This window comes from Vibrio sp. 14G-20, from assembly GCF_026241515.1.
In the GTDB taxonomy this organism is placed as follows: domain Bacteria; phylum Pseudomonadota; class Gammaproteobacteria; order Enterobacterales; family Vibrionaceae; genus Vibrio.
On sequence record NZ_JAPHPW010000008.1, the window covers coordinates 153,884 to 174,163 of the forward strand.

At 44.2% G+C, this 20,280-nt stretch carries 14 protein-coding genes; 9 read left to right on the forward strand and 5 right to left on the reverse strand.

Annotation, left to right across the window (positions count from 1 at the left end; genetic code table 11):
- The first annotated feature begins 503 nt into the window (after nucleotides 1-503).
- Entirely contained in the window at nucleotides 504-1,994 is a 1,491-nt protein-coding gene (locus OQJ75_RS09610; RefSeq protein ID WP_265972817.1) for a SulP family inorganic anion transporter, read from the forward strand.
- Nucleotides 1,995-2,105: 111 nt separating this feature from the next.
- On the opposite strand, the gene OQJ75_RS09615 is transcribed toward OQJ75_RS09610, so the two are convergent.
- Nucleotides 2,106-3,758 (reverse strand): methyl-accepting chemotaxis protein, encoded by a 1,653-nt coding sequence (locus OQJ75_RS09615; protein ID WP_265972819.1) that lies wholly within the window; start codon nucleotides 3,756-3,758, stop codon nucleotides 2,106-2,108.
- Nucleotides 3,759-4,562: 804 nt separating this feature from the next.
- On the opposite strand from OQJ75_RS09615, the gene OQJ75_RS09620 reads away from it, so the two are divergent.
- Entirely contained in the window at nucleotides 4,563-5,705 is a 1,143-nt protein-coding gene (locus tag OQJ75_RS09620; RefSeq protein WP_265972907.1) for an amino acid permease, read from the forward strand.
- A 148-nt stretch (nucleotides 5,706-5,853) separates the two neighbouring features.
- On the opposite strand, the gene OQJ75_RS09625 is transcribed toward OQJ75_RS09620, so the two are convergent.
- The 3 genes from OQJ75_RS09625 to OQJ75_RS09635 all read right to left on the reverse strand — a co-directional run bounded on the left by OQJ75_RS09625 (nucleotide 5,854) and on the right by OQJ75_RS09635 (nucleotide 9,498).
- Entirely contained in the window at nucleotides 5,854-7,215 is a 1,362-nt protein-coding gene (locus tag OQJ75_RS09625) for an L-serine ammonia-lyase (protein WP_265972821.1), read from the reverse strand.
- A 120-nt stretch (nucleotides 7,216-7,335) separates the two neighbouring features.
- Nucleotides 7,336-8,589, reverse strand: a complete 1,254-nt coding sequence (locus OQJ75_RS09630; protein WP_017060421.1) for an aromatic amino acid transport family protein — start codon at nucleotides 8,587-8,589, stop codon at nucleotides 7,336-7,338.
- Between the two features lie 309 nt (nucleotides 8,590-8,898).
- Nucleotides 8,899-9,498, reverse strand: a complete 600-nt coding sequence (locus tag OQJ75_RS09635) for a CoA pyrophosphatase (RefSeq protein ID WP_265972822.1) — start codon at nucleotides 9,496-9,498, stop codon at nucleotides 8,899-8,901.
- A 274-nt stretch (nucleotides 9,499-9,772) separates the two neighbouring features.
- On the opposite strand from OQJ75_RS09635, the gene OQJ75_RS09640 reads away from it, so the two are divergent.
- Together OQJ75_RS09640 and OQJ75_RS09645 are read left to right on the forward strand one after the other, a co-directional pair.
- Nucleotides 9,773-10,315 (forward strand): heme NO-binding domain-containing protein, encoded by a 543-nt coding sequence (locus OQJ75_RS09640; RefSeq protein WP_265972823.1) that lies wholly within the window; start codon nucleotides 9,773-9,775, stop codon nucleotides 10,313-10,315.
- Between the two features lies 1 nt (nucleotide 10,316).
- Nucleotides 10,317-12,035: an ATP-binding protein gene (locus tag OQJ75_RS09645; RefSeq protein WP_265972824.1), complete on the forward strand. Its 1,719-nt coding sequence runs from the start codon at nucleotides 10,317-10,319 to the stop codon at nucleotides 12,033-12,035.
- 136 nt (nucleotides 12,036-12,171) lie between these two features.
- Here OQJ75_RS09645 and pabB read toward each other — a convergent pair whose 3' ends face one another.
- On the reverse strand, nucleotides 12,172-13,551 hold the full coding sequence (gene pabB, locus OQJ75_RS09650) for an aminodeoxychorismate synthase component I (RefSeq protein ID WP_265972825.1): 1,380 nt from the start codon (nucleotides 13,549-13,551) through the stop codon (nucleotides 12,172-12,174).
- A 520-nt stretch (nucleotides 13,552-14,071) separates the two neighbouring features.
- Between pabB and OQJ75_RS09655 the strand changes: the two genes are divergently transcribed.
- From OQJ75_RS09655 to tyrR, 5 genes are all read left to right on the forward strand, one after another.
- Nucleotides 14,072-15,589: a fumarate hydratase gene (locus OQJ75_RS09655; protein ID WP_265972826.1), complete on the forward strand. Its 1,518-nt coding sequence runs from the start codon at nucleotides 14,072-14,074 to the stop codon at nucleotides 15,587-15,589.
- Nucleotides 15,590-15,753: 164 nt separating this feature from the next.
- Complete coding sequence (locus tag OQJ75_RS09660; protein ID WP_010441392.1) at nucleotides 15,754-15,939, forward strand: hypothetical protein; 186 nt, start codon at nucleotides 15,754-15,756, stop codon at nucleotides 15,937-15,939.
- A 208-nt stretch (nucleotides 15,940-16,147) separates the two neighbouring features.
- A complete protein-coding gene (locus OQJ75_RS09665) occupies nucleotides 16,148-17,521 on the forward strand; it encodes a YcjX family protein (RefSeq protein ID WP_265972830.1) in 1,374 nt (457 codons plus the stop codon).
- 14 nt (nucleotides 17,522-17,535) lie between these two features.
- Nucleotides 17,536-18,588 carry a YcjF family protein gene (locus tag OQJ75_RS09670; protein ID WP_265972832.1) on the forward strand — a complete coding sequence of 351 codons (1,053 nt, stop codon included), beginning with the start codon at nucleotides 17,536-17,538 and terminating at the stop codon, nucleotides 18,586-18,588.
- Between the two features lie 144 nt (nucleotides 18,589-18,732).
- Nucleotides 18,733-20,277: a transcriptional regulator TyrR gene (tyrR, locus tag OQJ75_RS09675; RefSeq protein ID WP_265972834.1), complete on the forward strand. Its 1,545-nt coding sequence runs from the start codon at nucleotides 18,733-18,735 to the stop codon at nucleotides 20,275-20,277.
- The last annotated feature ends 3 nt before the right edge of the window (nucleotides 20,278-20,280 follow it).

The following is a 20,280-nucleotide window of genomic DNA, read 5'->3' on the forward strand; positions in this document are numbered from 1 at the left end:
CAAACAAACATACATTTGCACAATAATTAGCCGACACATTAAGTTGTATAAACTTTTTAAATCGATTGAACATATTACCTGTCATACCGACAGCTTCAACCTTTATTCTTGCTTGGTGAAAGAAATATTGTGTCTACTGACGATAAAACCGTTTGAGGGTGTGTTTTTTGTTCGATCTTAGCGTCCGCCTTACCTTTCAACCCTATGTGAGCTGTTGAACGAGCGAGGCACAATCGAAACCTTTGTTTTCAATAATGGGAGTGTGATTGTGTTGATACTCACTCTATATTGGCGCGGATTCAGTCATTTTGGACTTGAACACCTTCTTAATTTCCCACTAAAGCAACAAGAGGAGTTTAATATCTACGTGTTAATTACGCCGCCTTAACCCCTGCATTCTCTCTACACCCGCACTTTTCGAGCGTTCGCTCATTCAAGAAAAACAGTCGATCAAATTATGTCTCAACAAGGCAGGACTGGCTGTACAAGTAAAAGAGAATTACATGCTTAATTATTTAAAAAAACACTGGTTATCAAACGTTAAAGGAGATTCATTATCTGGGATTGTGGTTGCACTTGCATTGATCCCTGAAGCTATCGCATTTTCAATTATTGCAGGCGTTGACCCTAAAGTAGGGCTCTATGCCTCGTTCTGTATTTGTGTCGTCACTGCTTTGGTTGGCAGTCGTCCGGGAATGATTTCCGGTGCAACAGGTGCAATGGCGCTATTAATGGTCACCTTAGTTAAAGACCACGGGCTAGAATATCTACTCGCCGCTTCGTTTCTTGCTGGCGTCATTCAAGTCGCGGCTGGATATCTCAAGCTCGGCAACCTAATGAACTTCGTTTCCAAATCGGTGATTACAGGATTTGTTAACGCGCTCGCCATTCTAATTTTCATGGCCCAACTTCCTGAATTAATCAACGTCTCATCAAGCGTTTACGTGTTAGTTGTTTTGGGTTTGGCGATCATTTATCTGCTTCCTTATTTTCCCAAGTTTGGTCGCGCAATACCTTCTCCACTGGTCGCGATTGTTACCCTGACAATCATTAGTTTGCTGTTCGGCTTAAATGTGAGAACGATTGGCGATATGGGCAAGCTTCCTGATTCACTGCCTGTGTTCTTGGTTCCTAATATTCCATTCTCGTTTGATACGCTTGCGACCATCCTGCCATATTCGATTGCTCTATCTCTGGTTGGCTTGCTGGAATCCTTGATGACAGCGACCATAGTCGATGATCTGACCGATACTGAAAGTAACAAAAACAATGAGTGTAAAGGGCAGGGAGTAGCGAACATCGTTGCCTCATTATTTGGTGGAATGGCGGGCTGCGCAATGATCGGTCAGTCGATCATTAACATCAAATCAGGTGGCTTAACCCGATTATCCAGCATGATCGCTGGAGTGGTTTTGTTGTTAATGGTGGTGTTTGTTTCTGATTGGTTGAAGCTGATACCAATGGCCGCTTTAGTGTCGGTGATGATCATGGTTTCTATCGGCACATTCTCATGGCGTTCTATTGTTGAGCTAAAAGACCACACACTGTCAACCAATGTAACCATGCTAGCAACCGTGGCGGTGGTGGTGTTTACTCATAACTTAGCAATAGGTGTTGCGGTTGGCGTGGTGCTGTCGGCTCTGTTTTATGCACATGCCAGCAAATCTATGGTGTTTATATCCGATGAAGTCGTGACAAACGAAATGCACACCATTCACCGAGTAAAAGGCCATGTCTTCTTTGCTTCGTCAGATGCGTTTGTCGACTTATTTGATTATGACAACGCGACCTCTTTAGTGACCATCGATATATCGGATGCGTCATTCTTAGATAATACGTCGGTTGAAGCGCTTGATAAGGTCGTGTTCAAGTTCCGTAAAAAAGGGGCTTACGTTGAAGTGTCAGGAATGGATAGCGTGAGTGCGAATCTGATAGTCAAACACGCGATGTATCACAAGCATAAAGACTTAACAGCGGTTTCAATTACGCACTAGTCACTGTTTGGTTTGAGTCCGATCTCGAACCCTCAGCAAAGATAGGTAAAGAAGAAAAAGCGCTCATGCAGAGCGCTTTTTTGTTGGTCGAAAGTAAAGCAACTCTTCAACTTAAGATTTGATACTGGTCTTGGAGTTCGGTTGTGAGTTCATCGTTGACTGAGACAATGTGAATTGATTGATCAGCGATTCAAGATGATCAGACAGCTCTTCTAGGTCATTGCTGATGTCACGGGTTTCAGCTGCAGATTGCGATGTGTTATTCGCGTGAGAGGTGATGGTTTCGACTTTCTGCTGAACATCTTTAGTAGCCTGTGTGGTGGATTGGGTCTGCTGTTGAATGTTCTGTGCATGTGCCAACACTTGCTTCATCTCTTCTACAACACCATTCATTTCAACAGACAGGGCATCGATATCGCTCGAGCTTTGATGTGCTTGTTCACAAACATGGTCAGCAGAGGTCAACGATTCTTCACTGCCTTGCTGGAACTGATGGATAATCGATTCAATGCTGCCTGTTGCTTCTGCCGTTCGTGACGCGAGATGACGGACTTCATCAGCAACAACGGCAAAACCACGACCTTGTTCACCGGCACGCGCGGCTTCGATGGCTGCATTGAGTGCCAGAAGGTTGGTTTGATCGGCAATGCCACGAATCACACTCAATATTGAAGAGACCTCTCCGGTTTGCTCATTGAGTGTCAGTATTTTGTGTTTCACTTCTTCTATGCTGCTGACTAGGTTCTTTATGTCACTGCTTGCGTCGTGTGCTTGGTTAGCACTTTTGCATGCCACATCAGCGGTGTGATTAATGAGGTCGGATGCGGTTAACGTCGCTTGTTCCACATTAACCTGTTGAGCTTGTATCCCTTCTACATTGTTTTGTACTTCTGCTGTTTCATATTGCTGATCGCTCGCCGCTTGTTCCGTAATTTGTGCAACGCTGGTCAGTTGGTTCGCAGACGCATTCAGTTTGTGCGAAGTATCTTGTACTTTCTCTAAACTGTCAGATACGGTGCCCATGAAGGAGTTAATCGAATTGGCGAGTGTACCAATCTCATCTTTGCTTTGTGCTGGTAAGCGGGTTGATAGGTTTTTGTCACTGCTAACTTGCGTCATAAAACGAGAAGTCTGTTGAAGAGGGCGAACAATGATCTTACGAATTAATCCCATCGTAAGCACAAATCCGGCAAAGGAGATCACCGCCATAATGCCAATCGCAGCCATGGTTTGAGTGTTGATCAGCGAATTGACATGGTTAAGGTTATATTCGAGGCGAATCGCACCCAAGACTTCACCTTCTGGTGCCATATGGCAGGCGACACAGTTGGTTCCTCGGTAATCTTCACTCGACTTCATTGGCAGAGCAATAACCAAGCCTTTACCCCAATCAGCCGAAAAAGGTTCGATAACGGTTTCGCCCGCTAGCGCTCGTTTATCAATATCATCAACGGGTGTTTGGTTGTTATTACCTGGCCCGTATAACTTGCTGACAGCGTCGGCGCGTAAAACACGAACGTCTTCAATACCTTCCTGTGCCAATGCTTTCTGACGCAGGGTTTCTTTCTGTGCCATGGTACCAGTCAGCATCATCATATTGAGGCTATCGAAATAGTTACTCGCTTTGTCGTGTAGCTGTTCACTCAACACGGAGTTAACCAGTTGTTTTTGCTGCGAGTATCGGAAGTAGGTCGATATTGCCAGCAAAAAAGTGAACACGATGGCGAGGGCCACTAGGATTTTAAAAGTGATTGTTGAGCGCATAAGGTGTTTGTTTTTATTAATTATAATGACGCGCATACTTTACGTGTAAGAAACCCTACTACCTATGGGGTATAGTGAATTGTGTGACCACACTCCGGTTGTGGTTTTGTTTCTGTGATGTAGCGATAATGTGTAGCAATTGATTCAAAATTTGAGGTTCAAATGAGTTTGTGTCTAATTTTAGTATATTACTAGGGCGTTGGCTGTGACTTGTTTCGGTAAGAACGCCGTTTATGCGGCTGTCGTATGTTTTTGAACGCTCTTTTCACAGGCATTGTAGTTAATGGTGTTGGTGAATTTATAGCTTGGATTCTTATCAGTAATGATTATTGTTTTATGTGGTTTGGTGGTCAATTTGTATCCAAATGGCTGTTTTGTTCAATTTAATAGCAAAAATTGTGGTTATAGCGTTGTGTTTCGAGTCTCATTCGATAAGATAAAACGACCTCTAATGCTAGAGGTAGGGCAGCAACGGATACGCTGCTTCAAATACTATGGAATGTGAATCAATTATTGGACACATACATGAAATTCAAGATTACATCGCCGATTATTGAACCTACGGAAGGTTCACCACATCAGTTAACGCTTACTCACGCTTCTCGTTTTACCTCTCTTAAGACAAGCCCCTCTTTGAACGCCCTGTTCGACAACGTCTCTGTACGCTTCTTTACCGCTTATCGCTCCTATTGTTATTCGTTTTATAACTTTATTTCTATCTGAATTCCTTTGTCATCCAATTGATGCACGAAGACTCACCCCTATAAAAACTAAACAAATAAGTTAAAAATAATGAATATTAAAATGATGGGTAGCTCCCTAATTATCGCTGGTACCGCTCTCGGTGCTGGTATGCTCGCGATCCCAATGGTATTAGCTCAATTTGGATTGCTTTACGGCACACTGCTTATGGTTCTGATCTGTTTCGGTACCACTTACGCAGCTCTATTACTTTTAGAAGCGACCATCAAAGCCGGTGGCGGTCTAGGGTTGAACTCTATTGCTCGAAAAACCTTGGGCAAACAAGGCCAGTTGCTTACCAACGGCCTACTTTACGCGTTATTGATTTGCCTATTAATGGCTTATATTTTGGGCGCGGGCGACTTGCTGAGCAAGTTACTGTCTAACTTTGGCGTTGAGATCACCGCGACCACGAGCCAAATCGTGTTTACCTTACTTGCGGGTGCCGTCGTCGCGAGTGGGACAGGTGTTATTGATAGACTCAACCGTGCATTGTTCTTTGTGATGCTTGCCAGCTTGTTTGTCACCATGGCGTTCTTAGCGCCAAACATGACTCAAGATAACCTGATGCAGGTGACCAGTCATGACCACGTTGATCTAATCAAAACCAGTGCAATCCTGTTTACCAGTTTTGGCTTTATGGTTGTGATTCCAACCTTGGTTTCTTACAACCACGAAGCGACAGACAAACAGCTGCGTAACATGGTTATTGTTGGTTCTCTGATCCCATTAGTGTGTTACTTGTGTTGGTTGTTTGCGGTAGTGGGTAACTTGAGTGAAGAGCAATTCAGAAGCTTTAAGAACGTATCAGATTTAATGGCAGCGTTTGAGGCCCAGTCTCCTTGGGTGGGTAACGTTCTGTCTACCTTCACTGGCTTGGCGTTGTTGACTTCTTTCTTTGGTGTGGCGATGGCGTTGTTCAACCAGAACAAAGACATGTTCAACCAAAATACAGCGGTAACGTACTGCATTAGTTTCATCTTACCGTTGGCGGGTTCGTTGCTTGCTGCAGACAAGTTCCTACAAGTGCTGAACTACGCTGGCATCATTTTGGTTTTCCTTGCTGTATTCGTTCCTTTGGTTATGGTTCACAAGCAACGCTTCATGAAAGTTGCTGATGACCGATACCGAGCAGAAGGTGGCAGCGCAATGATGTTGTTCTCACTACTGTTTGGTTGTTTCTTGCTTATCTCACAAGTGATTTAGCAAAAGAATTTGGTGGGTGAATCAATCAGTCACCAAGCTTCAGCTACAAAAGCTTTAGATACAAAAAAAGGAACGCATCGGCGTTCCTTTTTATTATCTGCTCATTAAAAGCAGATTGATTCAAAGGCTATTAACAAACTAATGCTAATTAACAAACCACCTTAACAGCCAAACCACCTTGAGATGTCTCACGGTATTTAGCGTTCATGTCTTTACCGGTTTCTAGCATTGTTTCGATAACTTTATCTAGAGAAACAGTAGGAGCAGAAGAACGACGAAGTGCCATACGAGTCGAGTTGATTGCTTTAACTGCAGCAATACCGTTACGCTCGATACATGGTACTTGTACTTGGCCAGCAACTGGGTCACATGTTAGACCTAGGTTGTGCTCCATTCCGATTTCTGCAGCCATACATACTTGCTCAGGGCTACCACCCATAAGCTCAGCAAGACCAGCCGCAGCCATAGAACATGCCACACCAACTTCACCCTGACAGCCAACTTCAGCACCAGAGATAGAAGCGTTACGCTTGTAAAGACCACCGATCGCGCCAGAAGCAGCGAAGTAACGGATGTAGTCTTTCTCTGTCACTGTTTGGATGAACTTATCGTAGTAAGCCAATACAGCAGGGATGATGCCACATGCGCCGTTTGTTGGTGCCGTTACTACACGACCGCCAGCTGCGTTTTCTTCGTTTACTGCGAAAGCAAACATGTTTACCCAGTCAACAACCGTCATTGGATCATTGGTTGTTTTTTCTGAAGTAATTAACTGTTGGCGAAGTGCTGCTGCACGACGAGGTACACGCAGTGGACCAGGAAGGATACCTTCAGTATTCATACCGCGATCCATACACTCACGCATCGTTTTCCAGATGTTAGCGAAGTAAGTGCGAGACTCTTCGTCTGAGTGGAATGCTGCTTGGTTTTTCATAACCAGTGTACTGATAGAAAGACCGCTTTCTTTACACTGGTTAACCAGCTCTTCAGCTGTTGTGAATTCGTAAGGTGCTTTGATTGGGTTTTCTTCTTCTTTGCCGAAGTTCTCTTCGTCAACGATGAAACCGCCACCAATTGAGTAGTACGTTTTTGAGTATGCAACTTCGTCACCAACCCATGCATGAATGCTCATGCCGTTCTCGTGTAGAGAAAGGTTGCTAGTGTGGAAGTTCATTCCGCCATCTTTAGGGAACGAAACAGTATGACAGTGCATACCAACAGGTAGACGTTCAGTTTCTTCTACGCGAGCAATGAAGCCAGCAATAGAATCGATATCAACATGTTCAGGAGTATTGCCAGCAAGACCCATGATGATTGCGATATCTGTGTGGTGACCTTTCCCTGTCAGTGATAGTGATCCATATACGTCCACGGTGATTTTAGTGATGTCGCGCAATTTTCCCATTGAACGTAGGTCATCAATAAACTCTTTACCCGCTTTCATTGGTCCAACTGTGTGTGAGCTCGATGGACCAACACCGATTTTATAGATATCAAATACACTAATCATAGCGATTACCTCAAAAAGAGAGCCTCCCACGTCGAGTAGGGAGGCTCATTTATTATCATTATATTTTTTGTCTAATCTCGCGATATAAGATGGATGTCATCTTATAAAAAGTGGTTGAGATTAAAGAGCGCCGTAGATTACAGAACTAATAGCCGCTAGACCACATAAAGCTGTAAAGATTTGCACAGGTGCTGAAGTTTTGTACTTAGCCATTGCTGGTACTTTTTGCATCGCGAATACAGGCATTAGGAACAGGATAGCTGCAATCATTGGAGCACCCATTGTTTCAATCATACCTAGGATGCTTGGGTTAACTACCGCAACAATCCAAGTTGTAACAACGATGAACGCTAGAGATGCTTTCTCAATCGTGCTGATTGAAGAACCAGAGCGAGACTTGATTAGACCAACAAGACCTTCATGAGCACCTAGGAAGTGACCGAAGTAGCTAGAAGTAATCGCTGCGAATGCTACAAGAGGACCCATGTAAGAGATAAGTGGAGACTCGTGAACGTTAGCTAGGTAAGAAAGTACAGAGATGTTTTGCGCTTGCGCTGTTGCTAGTTGCTCTGGAGATAGAGAAAGCACTACAGAGAATACGAAGAACATTACAAAACCCATCAGCATCATTGCTGCACCACCAGTGATCGCGTCAGTTTTCTTAACTGCGTCATCACCGTATACACGACGTTGCTCTTTAGAGAACTGTGAAATTATTGGGCTGTGGTTGAAAGAGAACACGATGATTGGAATAGCAAGCCAGATAATAGAAGGCATTGTTGACCATTCTGGGCTTACGTCCATCATTGAAGTGTTCCAATCAGGAACTAGGTAGAAAGATAGCGCTAGTAGGATGAATACTAGTGGGTAAACCATCGCTGAAGTTGCTTTAAGCATCAGCTCTTTACCGAATACAACACCTGCTGTCATAGCAAGGATAAGTGCACCAGAAAGAAGAGGACGTGGAATAGATTCCATACCCATTTGGTTTACTAGGAAAGAGTCAACCGTGTTTGTGATACCAACACCGTAGATAAGAACGATCGGGTAGATAGCGAAGAAGTAAGCAAAAGTAATAATGTTTGCGCCAGTTTTACCGAAGTGCTCTTCAACTGTGTCTGTAATATCAGCTTCAGGGTTTTTAGCAGACAGTACGAAACGAGCTAGAGATTTGTGTGCGAACCAAGTCATTGGTGCCGCAATTAGAGCTAGGATAACTAATGGCCAAAAACCACCCGCACCAGCTTTGATTGGAAGGAATAGTACGCCAGCACCAACTGCTGTACCGAATAGTGATAAACACCAGGTAAAATCTTTATAGTTAAACTTGCTTGAATCTTTAACGGCATTTGCCGAAGAAGTTGTTGTGTTCATGTTAAATTACTCATTTTTTGGGAACAGGAAATAAGTCGGGGCTAATTCTGCAGAATTTTCTTCTGCAAAAAATAGATCTAAATCATGTAATGAAACGGCGTGTCACATGATATGCGAAAAACGGATTTTTGATCACGAAAATAGCGTGCCACAGGTGATTTATGTTTATGCTTGGTATTAGTTTTATTTATGCGAAAGGCGGGGTTGTATAGATTTATACCAGGGAAACGTTTGCGTAAAATTGCATTAATAAATCTGTTCCATAGAAAGTCTGGATTTTGTTAACAGAGATTAAACAAAACGTAGTTGCTATGTAATTCGTTGCACTACATGTTGCTGCAGAGATTGGATGATTTGCGCCGTAACGCCCCAAATTAGGTGCTCTTGGAAGGGCATCGCAAAAACACGATGCTTGATTTGTTTAAAGTTAACAGTGTGGCTGTGTAACTTGGCTTGGTCTAAAACATAGGTGGCGGGTACTTCAAAAATTGAGGCAACTTCGTTCTCATCAATGATGGCTTCATAGTCAGGATCGACCATGGCAACAATCGGCGTCACAGAAAATTTACTAATAGTACTCAATGCAGGTAATTGCCCAACAATTTTAACTTGATCCGATCGAATTCCCACCTCTTCATGGAGCTCTCTGAGTGCAGTGAATTGCATAGAAGGGTCAGAAAGTTCGTGTTTACCTCCAGGAAAGCTGACTTGGCCGGGGTGATGCTTTAAATGAGCCGCTCTTTTAGTAAAAATGACGTGTAAACCATCTTCTCTTTCAACTAAACCGACAACGACTGCTGCCTTACGAAGCTCATCTCCACTTATGTGAGAAACACGCTCGACAGACTCAGGGTGGTAGCCAACTGCTGGGTTAAGTTGAAACTGTTGAAGGAAGTTATCTCGGTTCATACCATGCCAATATATTGATTATTATGCCTTTAAGTATAGGCATAACCTTTGGTGTGATGCCACCCAGTCGTAACAGGGGGCAAGTGGCATAAAGGTTATAGGTTAGCTAGGTCGCTCAATAATGTGGGTTTTGCTATATTAGAAGTGAGCATCTAGATGAGTATCCGTTATCAATGTCATAAAATTAACTACGAATCCCTACTTTTTTGATTAAGAATTTGATAACAATAACTTAGTGGACCATTCTAAAAAGAAATAGAAGAAAAGGTATGAGATGAAAGGAATCATATTCACCGAATTTTTAGAGCTTGTTGAAGACAAGTTTGGGTTAGAGCTTTTGGAAGAAGTTCTCGAAATGTCAGAAGATGAAGGGATCTATACGTCGGTCGGCAGTTACGACCACAAAGACCTTGTCAGGTTGATTATCAACCTAAGTAAAAAAACCGATATTGATGCGGCAAGCTTGCAACGCGTGTTTGGGCAGTCTGTATTTAAAAACTTACTGGCCTCTTTACCGAATAAAGCGAGCCTTGCTCATAGCAATACCACCTTTCAATTTATTCAGCACGTAGAGCGCTACATTCACGTTGAAGTGAAAAAGCTCTATCCAGATGCTGAGCCACCTGAATTCAGTTTTATCACCACGACCGAAGCACAACTTATTTTTGACTACAAAAGCGCAAGGTGTATGTCTCATGTTTGCTTAGGACTTATTGAAGGATGCGCTGAATACCACGGTGAATCTATCGCGGTGGAGATGACGCCACAAAATGATGACCAAAGCGTGGTTAGGTTTAATCTCAAAGTAGAAAAGTGATATGGATCTGGCATCTGCCCTAGAGAAGAAGCTCAAGCGTCAAATCGCGGCAAGAAAAGCGGCTGAAGGATTGTTGGAACAGAAGAGCCTCGAACTGTTCGAGGCTAACCAACAACTTGAGCTTGCTTTGCGTCAGTTAGAAAAGCGCTCCAACGCGAATATACGCCGCATTGAATTCCAAGAACAAATCGACAACCTGTTGATTGATTTTGGGCGCGCGTTTCTAAGAAATGATCTCGATGATGTCATGCTATCTGAACTAACGACGAACGTGACCAACAGTTACTTAATCGAAGCCAGTCGTTTGACTCTACCTCCCAAGCTAATCCCTCAGTTACAGACTTATGATTATGGCGATGAGACTGTCGAGGTGTTAGAGCAAGACATTCAAGAACCTCATTGGCAAGACAACCTGCTGACCGTGCCCTTAGAGGTCGAAAAAGTCATAGTTGGCGCGTTAATCGTCAGAGTCAGGTTGTTAGACCAAGACTACGAGTTTATCCAAAGCCAACTGTTGCTGGTGACGGATCTTATTTGCAGTGCCTTAACCCATCAACTAGCAATTAACCGAAATATTGAATCACGTAAACGAGCGGAAGAGTCTGAAAGGGCAACGCGTGACTTTGTGGCCATGATTAACCATGAGTTAAGAACTCCGCTTAATGGCCTGCTAGGCAATGCCGAGTTGATCAGTGATACCGAACTCAACAGTTCTCAGCGCGAAATAGTGAACAATTTAAGCCAATCTGGAGAGTTTCTCAGAACCATCATTAATGATCTATTGGATTACAGCAAAATCAATGCAGGGATGTTGGAGCTTATTCCAAAGAAATTTGCGCTGCATGACTTACGAAACACGATTGAAAGTATCTTCGTCAATCGAGCAATAGAGAAGCAGCTTGAATTCAATATCAGTGTCGGATCAAACGTTCCCTCCCATTTCCAAGGCGATTTAGAACGCATCACTCAGCTGTTTGTGAACTTAATCGGTAATGCGATTAAATTTACAGAAGAAGGGCATGTGAATGTTGATATTGAGTGGGACACAAACCAATTTATTTTCTCTGTAGAAGATACAGGGGTAGGGATTGCTGAATCGGCTCATAAGACGTTGTTTGAACCTTTTACACAGGCAGATAACTCAAGTAGCCGAAACTATGAGGGTACCGGTCTTGGCTTAGCGATCTGCCGCAAGCTGGTGGCTTTGATGAATGGCGAGATTGGGGTGAGCAGTATTGTTGGCTCAGGCACGACGTTTACCATCTCGATTCCTCTTCAAGTTGTCGATATTCAGGCAGAGAGTGATAGTGTCGCCAAAGGCTTTGAGTCAGAAGTCGAATTGTCACTACTTAAAGTGTTGGTGGTTGATGATATTAAGATGAACCAGATCATCATCCAACAGATGCTACGTAAACATGAGATTGAACCTGCCATTGCAAGTAATGGTGTCGAAGGGTTTGAACTCGCGTCAGACAATGAATACGACATTGTATTCATGGATTGCAGAATGCCCGTTATGGACGGGTTCGAAGCAACAGAGAAGCTAAGAGAGAAGGGTTACGTTAAATCTATTGTGGCACTCACCGCCGGAACGACACTTGAAGAACGCGAACGTTGTATTCAATGTGGAATGGATGACATTTTGAGTAAGCCTTACACCGCCAATGATCTTAAAGAGATGCTTAAGAAGTGGGGTGTCTCTGCGGTGAAGGTCGCTTAAACACGCGAATAAAGCGTGGTGAGTCATGTACTCTAGTTGAAAGACTAAAAAACCGAAGTGATCTTGCGATCCTTCGGTTTCTTTTTATATAGAGTTTTTGCTGGTCGTTAAGCCGCGGAACTCGGAGTTAATGATACTAAGCTTCGCAATCTTCAAGTACCGGTAGAATTCGGCTCAGTTTATCCAGTGTTTCTTGGTATTCAGAAGCGCAATCACTATCAAATACCACACCACCGCCAGCCCACGCATAAAGCGTGTTGTTCTCGGCGACTAATGTACGAATGGTGATACTTGTATCCATTCTGCCATTTCGGCTGATGTAGCCGATACTGCCGCAGTACGCTGAACGTCGATGTGGTTCTAACTCTTCAATGATCTGCATAGCACGAACTTTTGGTGCGCCCGTAATTGATCCCCCAGGGAAACAAGCTCTCAGAAGGTCAGTAGCAGAATATTGGTCATCAAGGTCTGCTCGTATTGTGCTTACCAAGTGGTGCACGGCTGGGAAGCTCTCAATATCGAATAACTTTGGTACATGAACTGTGCCCGGTTTTGCTACTCGGCCAATGTCATTACGGAGTAGGTCGACGATCATCAAGTTCTCCGCCTGATCTTTATCGGCGCTTGCCAGGTCTTGCGCGTTCGTATCATCAATCACATGGTCGTCAGAACGAGGGCGTGTGCCTTTAATCGGCTTGGTTTCAATCACGTTGTCTTTAAGTTCTAAGAAACGTTCTGGCGAAACACTGATGATGGTGCAGTCGGCCAAACGGATGAAACCAGAAAAGGGCGCTGAGTTGTACTGCTCTAACTTGTCATAAGCGAGCCACTCACTGCCTTGGTATTGGGCATTGAAGCGCTGAGCTAAGTTAATCTGATAGCAGTCACCGGATAACAGGTACTCTTGAACACTATCGAACTTGGTGGCGTAGCTCTCTTCACTCATGTTCGATTGCCACGGTGTCGTTAGGCGAAATTCTTCTGCTTTAGGCTTGTCTTGCTGCCCAGATAACCAATTCCAGTGAGCCTCGATGTTTTGCCCAACGATACATGCTGTCTTAAGCTTGTGATCAACCACGATTGCCCATTCATATAAACCAACCGCCATGTCGGGCGCTTCAATATCACGCTTTGCGAGTGAAGGAAGTGTCTCGACTCTGCGCCCTAAATCATAACTAAAATAGCCTAAAGCACCGCCAACGAATGGCAACTCAGCGTGCTCTTTAGTTGCAGGCAATAATTGTTGCTGATATTGGTCGAGTAGTTCGAAAGGATCAGACTCTGAAACCTCGCACGTCTCATTAACATTAACGGTCGTTTTTGCACCGATTGTCTCGAAGGTGGCGATGGGTTGAGCAACTAAAATATCGTATCGACTATCAACGTGGCTTTCTGAAGCGGAGCGTAATAGCATTGCCCACGGCAGGTTTTCAATATGGGAAAACAGCTGTTTAGCTAAAGTTGATTGATATTCAAGCGGCTTGATTTGGATAGAGCGAAATTCGTTGTTATTCATTTGTTTAATTTGTGACAAAGAGTTCGATCACTGCATGGCGTGTGAGAGGAAGCAAGAGTATCATAAATTGAAAATAAAATGGGTTCTTGATTAGGGCGTGTTGATCTTTCGAGCTGATTTTTGCAGCGAGTTGCTGGGTATTTATACAAGGCAGAGGCGTCGACGTGTAGCTAGCCTACATGAGAAGCCGATAACGTAGTAGAAATGACCAGCAAGCGCTGCCCGAAGGGTTCGGCTAAAAGCGTTTTACTCTTTGTTGAGGGAGATTTGCTTAGAGTGACTAGGCTACTTCCCCCTCGCCGCGATTAAAACGCTTTTATCTCGAACAAAATTGAACCACGAAAGGTCTACACGCCCTAGAACAGAGTAATCCAAGTGGTTTAGTTTAAAGCTATGCAAGCGATTGCTAAAGCAACTAAATACAGCTCAACACAATAAAAAGCTAAACCAACTAATTCGATTTGGCATATATAGCCAAGCTGTGAACCCACATGGAACCAGAACAATAAAGAGGCATGCAATGACGGTTATTCGTAAGCAAGATATGATCAGCAGTGTCGCTGACGCACTTCAGTACATTTCTTATTATCACCCTTTAGACTTTGTCCAAGCCCTAGAAAAAGCGTACGAGAAAGAAGAAAGCCAAGCAGCAAAAGATGCGATAGCTCAAATTCTTATTAACTCGCGCATGTCTGCGGAAGGTCATCGTCCAATTTGTCAGGATACAGGTATTGTTACTTGTTTCGTGAACATCGGTATGGATGTTAGGTGGGAAACGGATCAAACAGTACAACAGATGGTTGATGAAGGCGTTCGTCAAGCTTACAACAACCCAGATAACCCATTGCGTGCATCTGTCCTAATGGACCCTGCAGGTAAGCGTATTAATACTAAAGACAACACGCCAGCGGTTGTTCACATTAATATGGTTCCGGGCAACAAAGTTGAAATTCAAATCGCGGCAAAAGGCGGCGGTTCTGAGAACAAAACTAAGATGGTTATGCTGAACCCTTCTGACGATATTGCAGAATGGGTAGAGAAGACGCTACCAACCATGGGGGCGGGCTGGTGTCCACCGGGTATGCTAGGCATAGGTATCGGCGGTACAGCTGAGAAAGCAGCGGTACTTGCGAAAGAATCTTTGATGGAACATATCGATATCCAAGAGCTTATCGAGAAAGGTCCTGAGAACGCAGAAGAAGAGCTTCGTCTAGACATCTTCAACCGTGTAAACAAACTGGGTATTGGTGCACAAGGTCTTGGCGGCCTAACGACTGTGGTAGATGTAAAAATCAAAACAGCACCAACACACGCAGCATCTAAGCCAGTTTGCTTAATCCCGAACTGTGCAGCGACTCGTCACGTTCACTTCACACTAGACGGCAGCGGCCCAGCAGAGCTAACGCCACCTAAGCTAGAAGAATGGCCAGACATCACTTGGGAAGCGGGTGCAAACACACGCCGTGTTAACCTTGATGAAGTAACCAAAGAAGACGTACAAGAGTGGAAGACAGGCGAGACTGTTCTTCTATCGGGTAAGATCTTAACCGGCCGTGATGCAGCACATAAGCGTATCCAAGGCATGCTAGAAAGCGGCGAAGGCTTACCAGCTGGCGTTGATTTCAAAGGCAAGTTTATCTATTACGTTGGCCCTGTTGATGCAGTGGGCGATGAAGCGGTAGGCCCTGCGGGTCCAACAACGTCAACACGTATGGATAAGTTCACAGACATGATGCTAAACGAAACAGGCATCATGGGCATGATCGGTAAAGCCGAGCGTGGTCCTGCAACGGTTGAGTCAATCAAAGAACACAAAGCGGTTTACTTGATGGCAGTCGGCGGCGCAGCTTACCTAGTAGCGAAAGCAATCAAAAAAGCACGTGTGGTAGCGTTTGAAGATCTTGGTATGGAAGCGATTTACGAGTTTGAAGTTGAAGACATGCCAGTAACGGTTGCGGTTGATTCAACGGGTGCTAACGCACACCAGATCGGCCCTGACACGTGGAAAGTGAAAATTGCTGAAGCTGAAAAAGCTTAATTAAACGAAGCCAAAAAATCGTAATTGATGTTGGCTTCACTGTTTGAATTGCAAATTTTGACAGAAAGTTAAAGACAAAAGTGCAGCATTATCTGCACTTTTGTCTTATTATCAATGATATAGTGATAAACACATCGTTTGATATAAGAACATAGGAGAGAGGAATGCCTCGTTTTATTCAGATCCTACAGATTATCTTGGCAGTGGTGATTGGTAGTTTCATTGGTTACGATTTGATCTTGCACGGAATCAGCATCTTTAACGAAAAATACGTAACTATCACATGTGTATTGTGGTTGATTTCTGAGATAACACTGTTTGTTATCTACAAGCTGATAGAAGACGATTAGTCCGATATCAACGAAAAAATTCAAAGCCCCTGATTATGAATGTAGTCAGGGGCTTTTATTCATCTAGCATTAAGAATGGGTATTGCATACTCACTGACATAAGCAAAAGAACAAGAAACAGCATACAAACTATCCCAACAGGGAAAGAACATAGGCTTGCCTCTCTATTATCATAACCAGCTAGCCTATTTATCACGGAGTCGTTCAAATGAAACACCTAACTCAAGAAATGAGTGACTTTATAAGCAGAGGAACGGATTCTCACATTAGAGTAGCGGTCACGGGTTTGTCTCGTGCGGGTAAGACAGCCTTCATTACTTCGTTGGTTAACCAGCTTCTTCATACCTCTACACACAAAAATTTACAGTTTCTTTCATCGGCGAGAGATGGAAGGATTATTGGCGCAAAGCGTATCCCGCAGCACAACATGATGATTCCCCGTTTCTCGTATGATGAAGCGATGGAGTCACTCACTTCGCAGCCACCAGAATGGCCAGTGCCGACGCGTGATGTCAGTGAAATTCGATTAGCGATCAAATACAAGCCGGCTAAAGGTGCTAAGAAACTGCTGAGTAAAAACAGCACACTTTATCTCGACATCGTTGATTATCCGGGCGAATGGTTACTTGATTTACCGTTACTGGATATGGATTTCGATACTTGGAGCCAATCTCAATTCGCAGCACTGAAAGGTGACAGAGAAACCTATTCGCATGAGTGGAATACCCTGCGTGGTGACATCGACTTGTTAGCAGAAGCCGATGAAAAGAAACTGGTCGCGATTGCCGATAGCTACACTCAGTACCTTCATACTTGTAAAAGTAATGGACTGCACTGGGTACAGCCGGGTCGATTCGTATTGCCGGGTGAGCTTGAAGGCGCGCCTGTGCTGCAGTTTTTCCCGTGTGCTGCACCAGAAGGTAAGTTCTCGAAAACAAGTAATTATGCCGTGCTAAAAGCGCGTTATGAAGAGTATCAACAGAAGGTAGTGAAGGCGTTCTATAAGAATCACTTTGCGACGTTCGATAGACAAATCGTGCTGGTGGACTGTTTGCAGCCACTCAATGCAGGTTATGACTCTTTCATGGATATGCGTGGCGCACTTGAGCAGTTATTGAAGAGCTTTAAGTACGGTCGAAGCAATATCTTAAGACGCTTGTTTGCACCGAAGATTGACAAGATATTGTTTGCAGCCACCAAAGCCGACCATGTAACACCAGACCAGCATCCAAACTTGGTGTCACTGTTACAGCAGATGGTGCACCCTGCGTGGCAACAGGCAGCGTTTGAACACATCGATATGAGCTGTATGAGTATCGCGTCTATTCAAGCGACCAGTACAGGTTATATCTCTTCAGGTTCAGATAATGTGCCTGCGTTGCAAGGTGTGACCTTGGATAACATGCCTCAAACCATGTATCCGGGTGAGGTGCCACGTAAACTGCCGAACAAACAGTATTGGGAAACTAACCAGTTTGATTTCACGAGCTTTAGGCCAATGGAACAACACTCTGATGAGCCGTGCCAGCATTTAAGAGTCGACAAGGTTTTAGAGTATCTCATTGGCGACAAGTTGAAGTAATTGAGGCAATTTAAATGAGTGAATTAAAAACAAAGCAGGTCTTTAATGAACCGTTGAAGACCTCTTTTGATGAGCAAGATAAGAGCGAAGCTGGCCCAGATCTCGGTGCTCAGCAGCTGTTTTCTGAACAAGAAAAATTTGTCCCTGTCGTACCACAAGTGGAAGCTGAACTTGATGGCGAAGCCGAGCAGCAACTTGAACAAGTGATTCGACCGAGCAAAAAGAAGAAGTGGTTGGGTTCAGGCTTATTAGTCGCTTTCTCTGGCTTAGTCGGCTGGCAAGCGATTGATTCTGTCATCACAGCTATTCAATCAGCCGATTGGCTTGCGCTAGGTTGGGCGGGTTTCATCGTAGCTATTGCTTCGTTAGGTTTAGGCGCAATAGGTAAAGAGCTGTGGAAACTGCGCTCGCTGAAAGATCACTTTAGCGTACAAGAGCAAAGCGAAGAGCTACTGCAAAGCCAAAGTGTCGGTAAAGGCAAAGCATTCTGTGAAAACATCGCTAAGCAAGGCGGTATTATTGCCGAGTCTCCAGCTTACGATAAATGGCGAAACAGCATTAACCCTGCACACAGCGATGCTGAAGTATTGGATATGTACGATGCATTAGTTGTTGCTCAGCAAGACAAAGTGGCTACTCAAATCGTTACTAAGTTCTCGACGGAATCGGCGGCCTTGGTTGCGGTGAGCCCATTAGCAGCGGCAGACATGTTGCTGGTGGCATGGCGTAATTTCACCATGATAGACAAGCTCGCTGATGTGTATGGCATTGAGCTTGGTTACTGGTCTCGCATTAAGTTGTTCAAGTTGGTGTTAATCAACATGGCGGCAGCGGGCGCAAGTGAACTGGCAATTGATGCGAGTATGGACTTAGTTTCGATGGATCTTGCAGGTAAAGTCTCAGCACGAGCAGGGCAGGGCCTAGGTGTTGGTATCCTGACTGCACGATTGGGTTTAAAAGCTATGACACTGCTTCGCCCAGTGCCTTGGCATAACGAGCGCAAAGTGAAACTGGCCGATATGCGAAAAGCCGTCCTTTCTGAAATAAAACGAATCACGCTGAAATAGTACATACGACTTTGAAACAAAATGTATGACATTGAACGGTTTGCGAGCGAAGAGTAAACATATGTTTACTCTTCTTCTTGACTGAACTCAGACCTTAATTCACACTACTGTCAACTTATCCTGACACCTATAATAGGACTATTTGTGCGTCTTGAAGTATTGTGTGAAGACAGACTCGGCTTAACGCGTGAGTTGCTCGATATCTTGGCCTCAAAAAGCATTGATTTAAGAGGAATCGAAATTGATGTTAAAGGCATTATTTACCTAAACTGCCCTGATATCGATTTTGATGCTTTTAGTGAACTTATGGCTGAAATTCGCCGAATTTCAGGTGTGAAGGATGTACGTAAAATCCAATTTATGCCAAGCGAAAGGCATAACACAGAGCTGATTGCTCTGCTGGCTAACCTACCTGATCCCGTGATTGCGATTGACCTTAAAGGCTCAGTCGACATGGCGAACCACGCTGCATTAAATCTATTCAACAAGCAAGAAGACGAAGTGATCGGTGAACCGCTATCGACATTCGTGCCTAGCTTTAACTTTGCTCGTTGGATCGAAGGCGATGTGACTCGTCATCGTGAAGTTGTGGTGTTGGATGGTTTAGATTTCTCGATTGAGATCCTACCTATTTATCTTGGTGGCGACGTTAACGAAGCAGTGCTAGCTAGTGCCGTAATGACGATTCGTTCTTGTAATCAAGAGATGAACACGCCAGATGCTATCCCAGAACAGAACAACCTAGGTTTTGAACACTTTGTTGGTGTCTCTAATCGCCATAAAGCCTTGATCAGCCAAGCTAAGAAATTGGCTATGCTGGATCAGCCGCTATTAATTGAAGGCGATACCGGTACGGGTAAAGAGATGCTGGCGAAAGCGTGTCACAACCGCTCAAACCGCTCGTCTTTCCCATTCTTAATTCTAAGCTGCGCATCCATGCCTGATGATGTAGCAGAAACTGAATTGTTTGGTCATGCTCCGGGTTCATTCAACCATGAGCAAGGTCATAAAGGTATTTTCGAACAAGCGAATGGCGGCACGGTATTTTTAGATGAGATTGGCGAAATGAGCCCGCATCTACAAATCAAACTGCTTCGTTTCCTACAGGACGGTTCATTCCGTCGTGTTGGTGAAGAAGAAGAGATGCACGCTGATGTTCGTATTATTGCGTCAACGCGTCACCGTCTTTCTGAACTTGCTGATTCTGGTTCATTCCGTGAAGACTTGTTCTACCGCTTGAATGTACTGACTCTGTCTATTCCAGCTCTACGCGAACGTTCTAACGACGTCGCACCTTTGTTGGAGCTGTTTGTTGCTAAGTACGCACAACAGCTAGGCATGTTAAAACCAAAGCTTACTCAAGAGCTGATCGACCAGCTTGGTAATTACCAATGGCCGGGTAACATTCGTCAATTAGACAACATGGTTCTACGCGCACTGACAGAGTTGGATTCAGATACCTTAACGGTTGAACAATTCCACTTGCCTCAGTTAGAAACCATGACGGCAGGAATTGCGAATCTAAGCTTAGATGGGTCTCTGGATGAGATCATGAAAGACTATGAATCTCAGATTCTAGAGAAGCTTTACCAGTCGTTCCCATCAAGCCGTAAACTAGCAAAACGCTTGAATGTTTCTCACACCTCAATTGCCAACAAACTGCGCGATTACGGTATCAGAAAGAACTGATCG

Bases quoted from the DNA above. Each gene is read 5' to 3' on its own strand.
- OQJ75_RS09620 (WP_265972907.1), top strand. From the start codon at position 4,563: ATGATGGGTAGCTCCCTAATTATCGCTGGTACCGCTCTCGGTGCTGGT.
- OQJ75_RS09665 (WP_265972830.1), top strand. From the start codon at position 16,148: ATGAAACACCTAACTCAAGAAATGAGTGACTTTATAAGCAGAGGAACG.
- OQJ75_RS09640 (WP_265972823.1), top strand. From the start codon at position 9,773: ATGAAAGGAATCATATTCACCGAATTTTTAGAGCTTGTTGAAGACAAG.
- OQJ75_RS09655 (WP_265972826.1), top strand. From the start codon at position 14,072: ATGACGGTTATTCGTAAGCAAGATATGATCAGCAGTGTCGCTGACGCA.
- OQJ75_RS09615 (WP_265972819.1), bottom strand. From the start codon at position 3,758: ATGCGCTCAACAATCACTTTTAAAATCCTAGTGGCCCTCGCCATCGTG.
- OQJ75_RS09625 (WP_265972821.1), bottom strand. From the start codon at position 7,215: ATGATTAGTGTATTTGATATCTATAAAATCGGTGTTGGTCCATCGAGC.
- OQJ75_RS09630 (WP_017060421.1), bottom strand. From the start codon at position 8,589: ATGAACACAACAACTTCTTCGGCAAATGCCGTTAAAGATTCAAGCAAG.
- OQJ75_RS09660 (WP_010441392.1), top strand. From the start codon at position 15,754: ATGCCTCGTTTTATTCAGATCCTACAGATTATCTTGGCAGTGGTGATT.
- OQJ75_RS09645 (WP_265972824.1), top strand. From the start codon at position 10,317: ATGGATCTGGCATCTGCCCTAGAGAAGAAGCTCAAGCGTCAAATCGCG.
- pabB (WP_265972825.1), bottom strand. From the start codon at position 13,551: ATGAATAACAACGAATTTCGCTCTATCCAAATCAAGCCGCTTGAATAT.
- OQJ75_RS09670 (WP_265972832.1), top strand. From the start codon at position 17,536: ATGAGTGAATTAAAAACAAAGCAGGTCTTTAATGAACCGTTGAAGACC.
- OQJ75_RS09635 (WP_265972822.1), bottom strand. From the start codon at position 9,498: ATGAACCGAGATAACTTCCTTCAACAGTTTCAACTTAACCCAGCAGTT.
- OQJ75_RS09610 (WP_265972817.1), top strand. From the start codon at position 504: ATGCTTAATTATTTAAAAAAACACTGGTTATCAAACGTTAAAGGAGAT.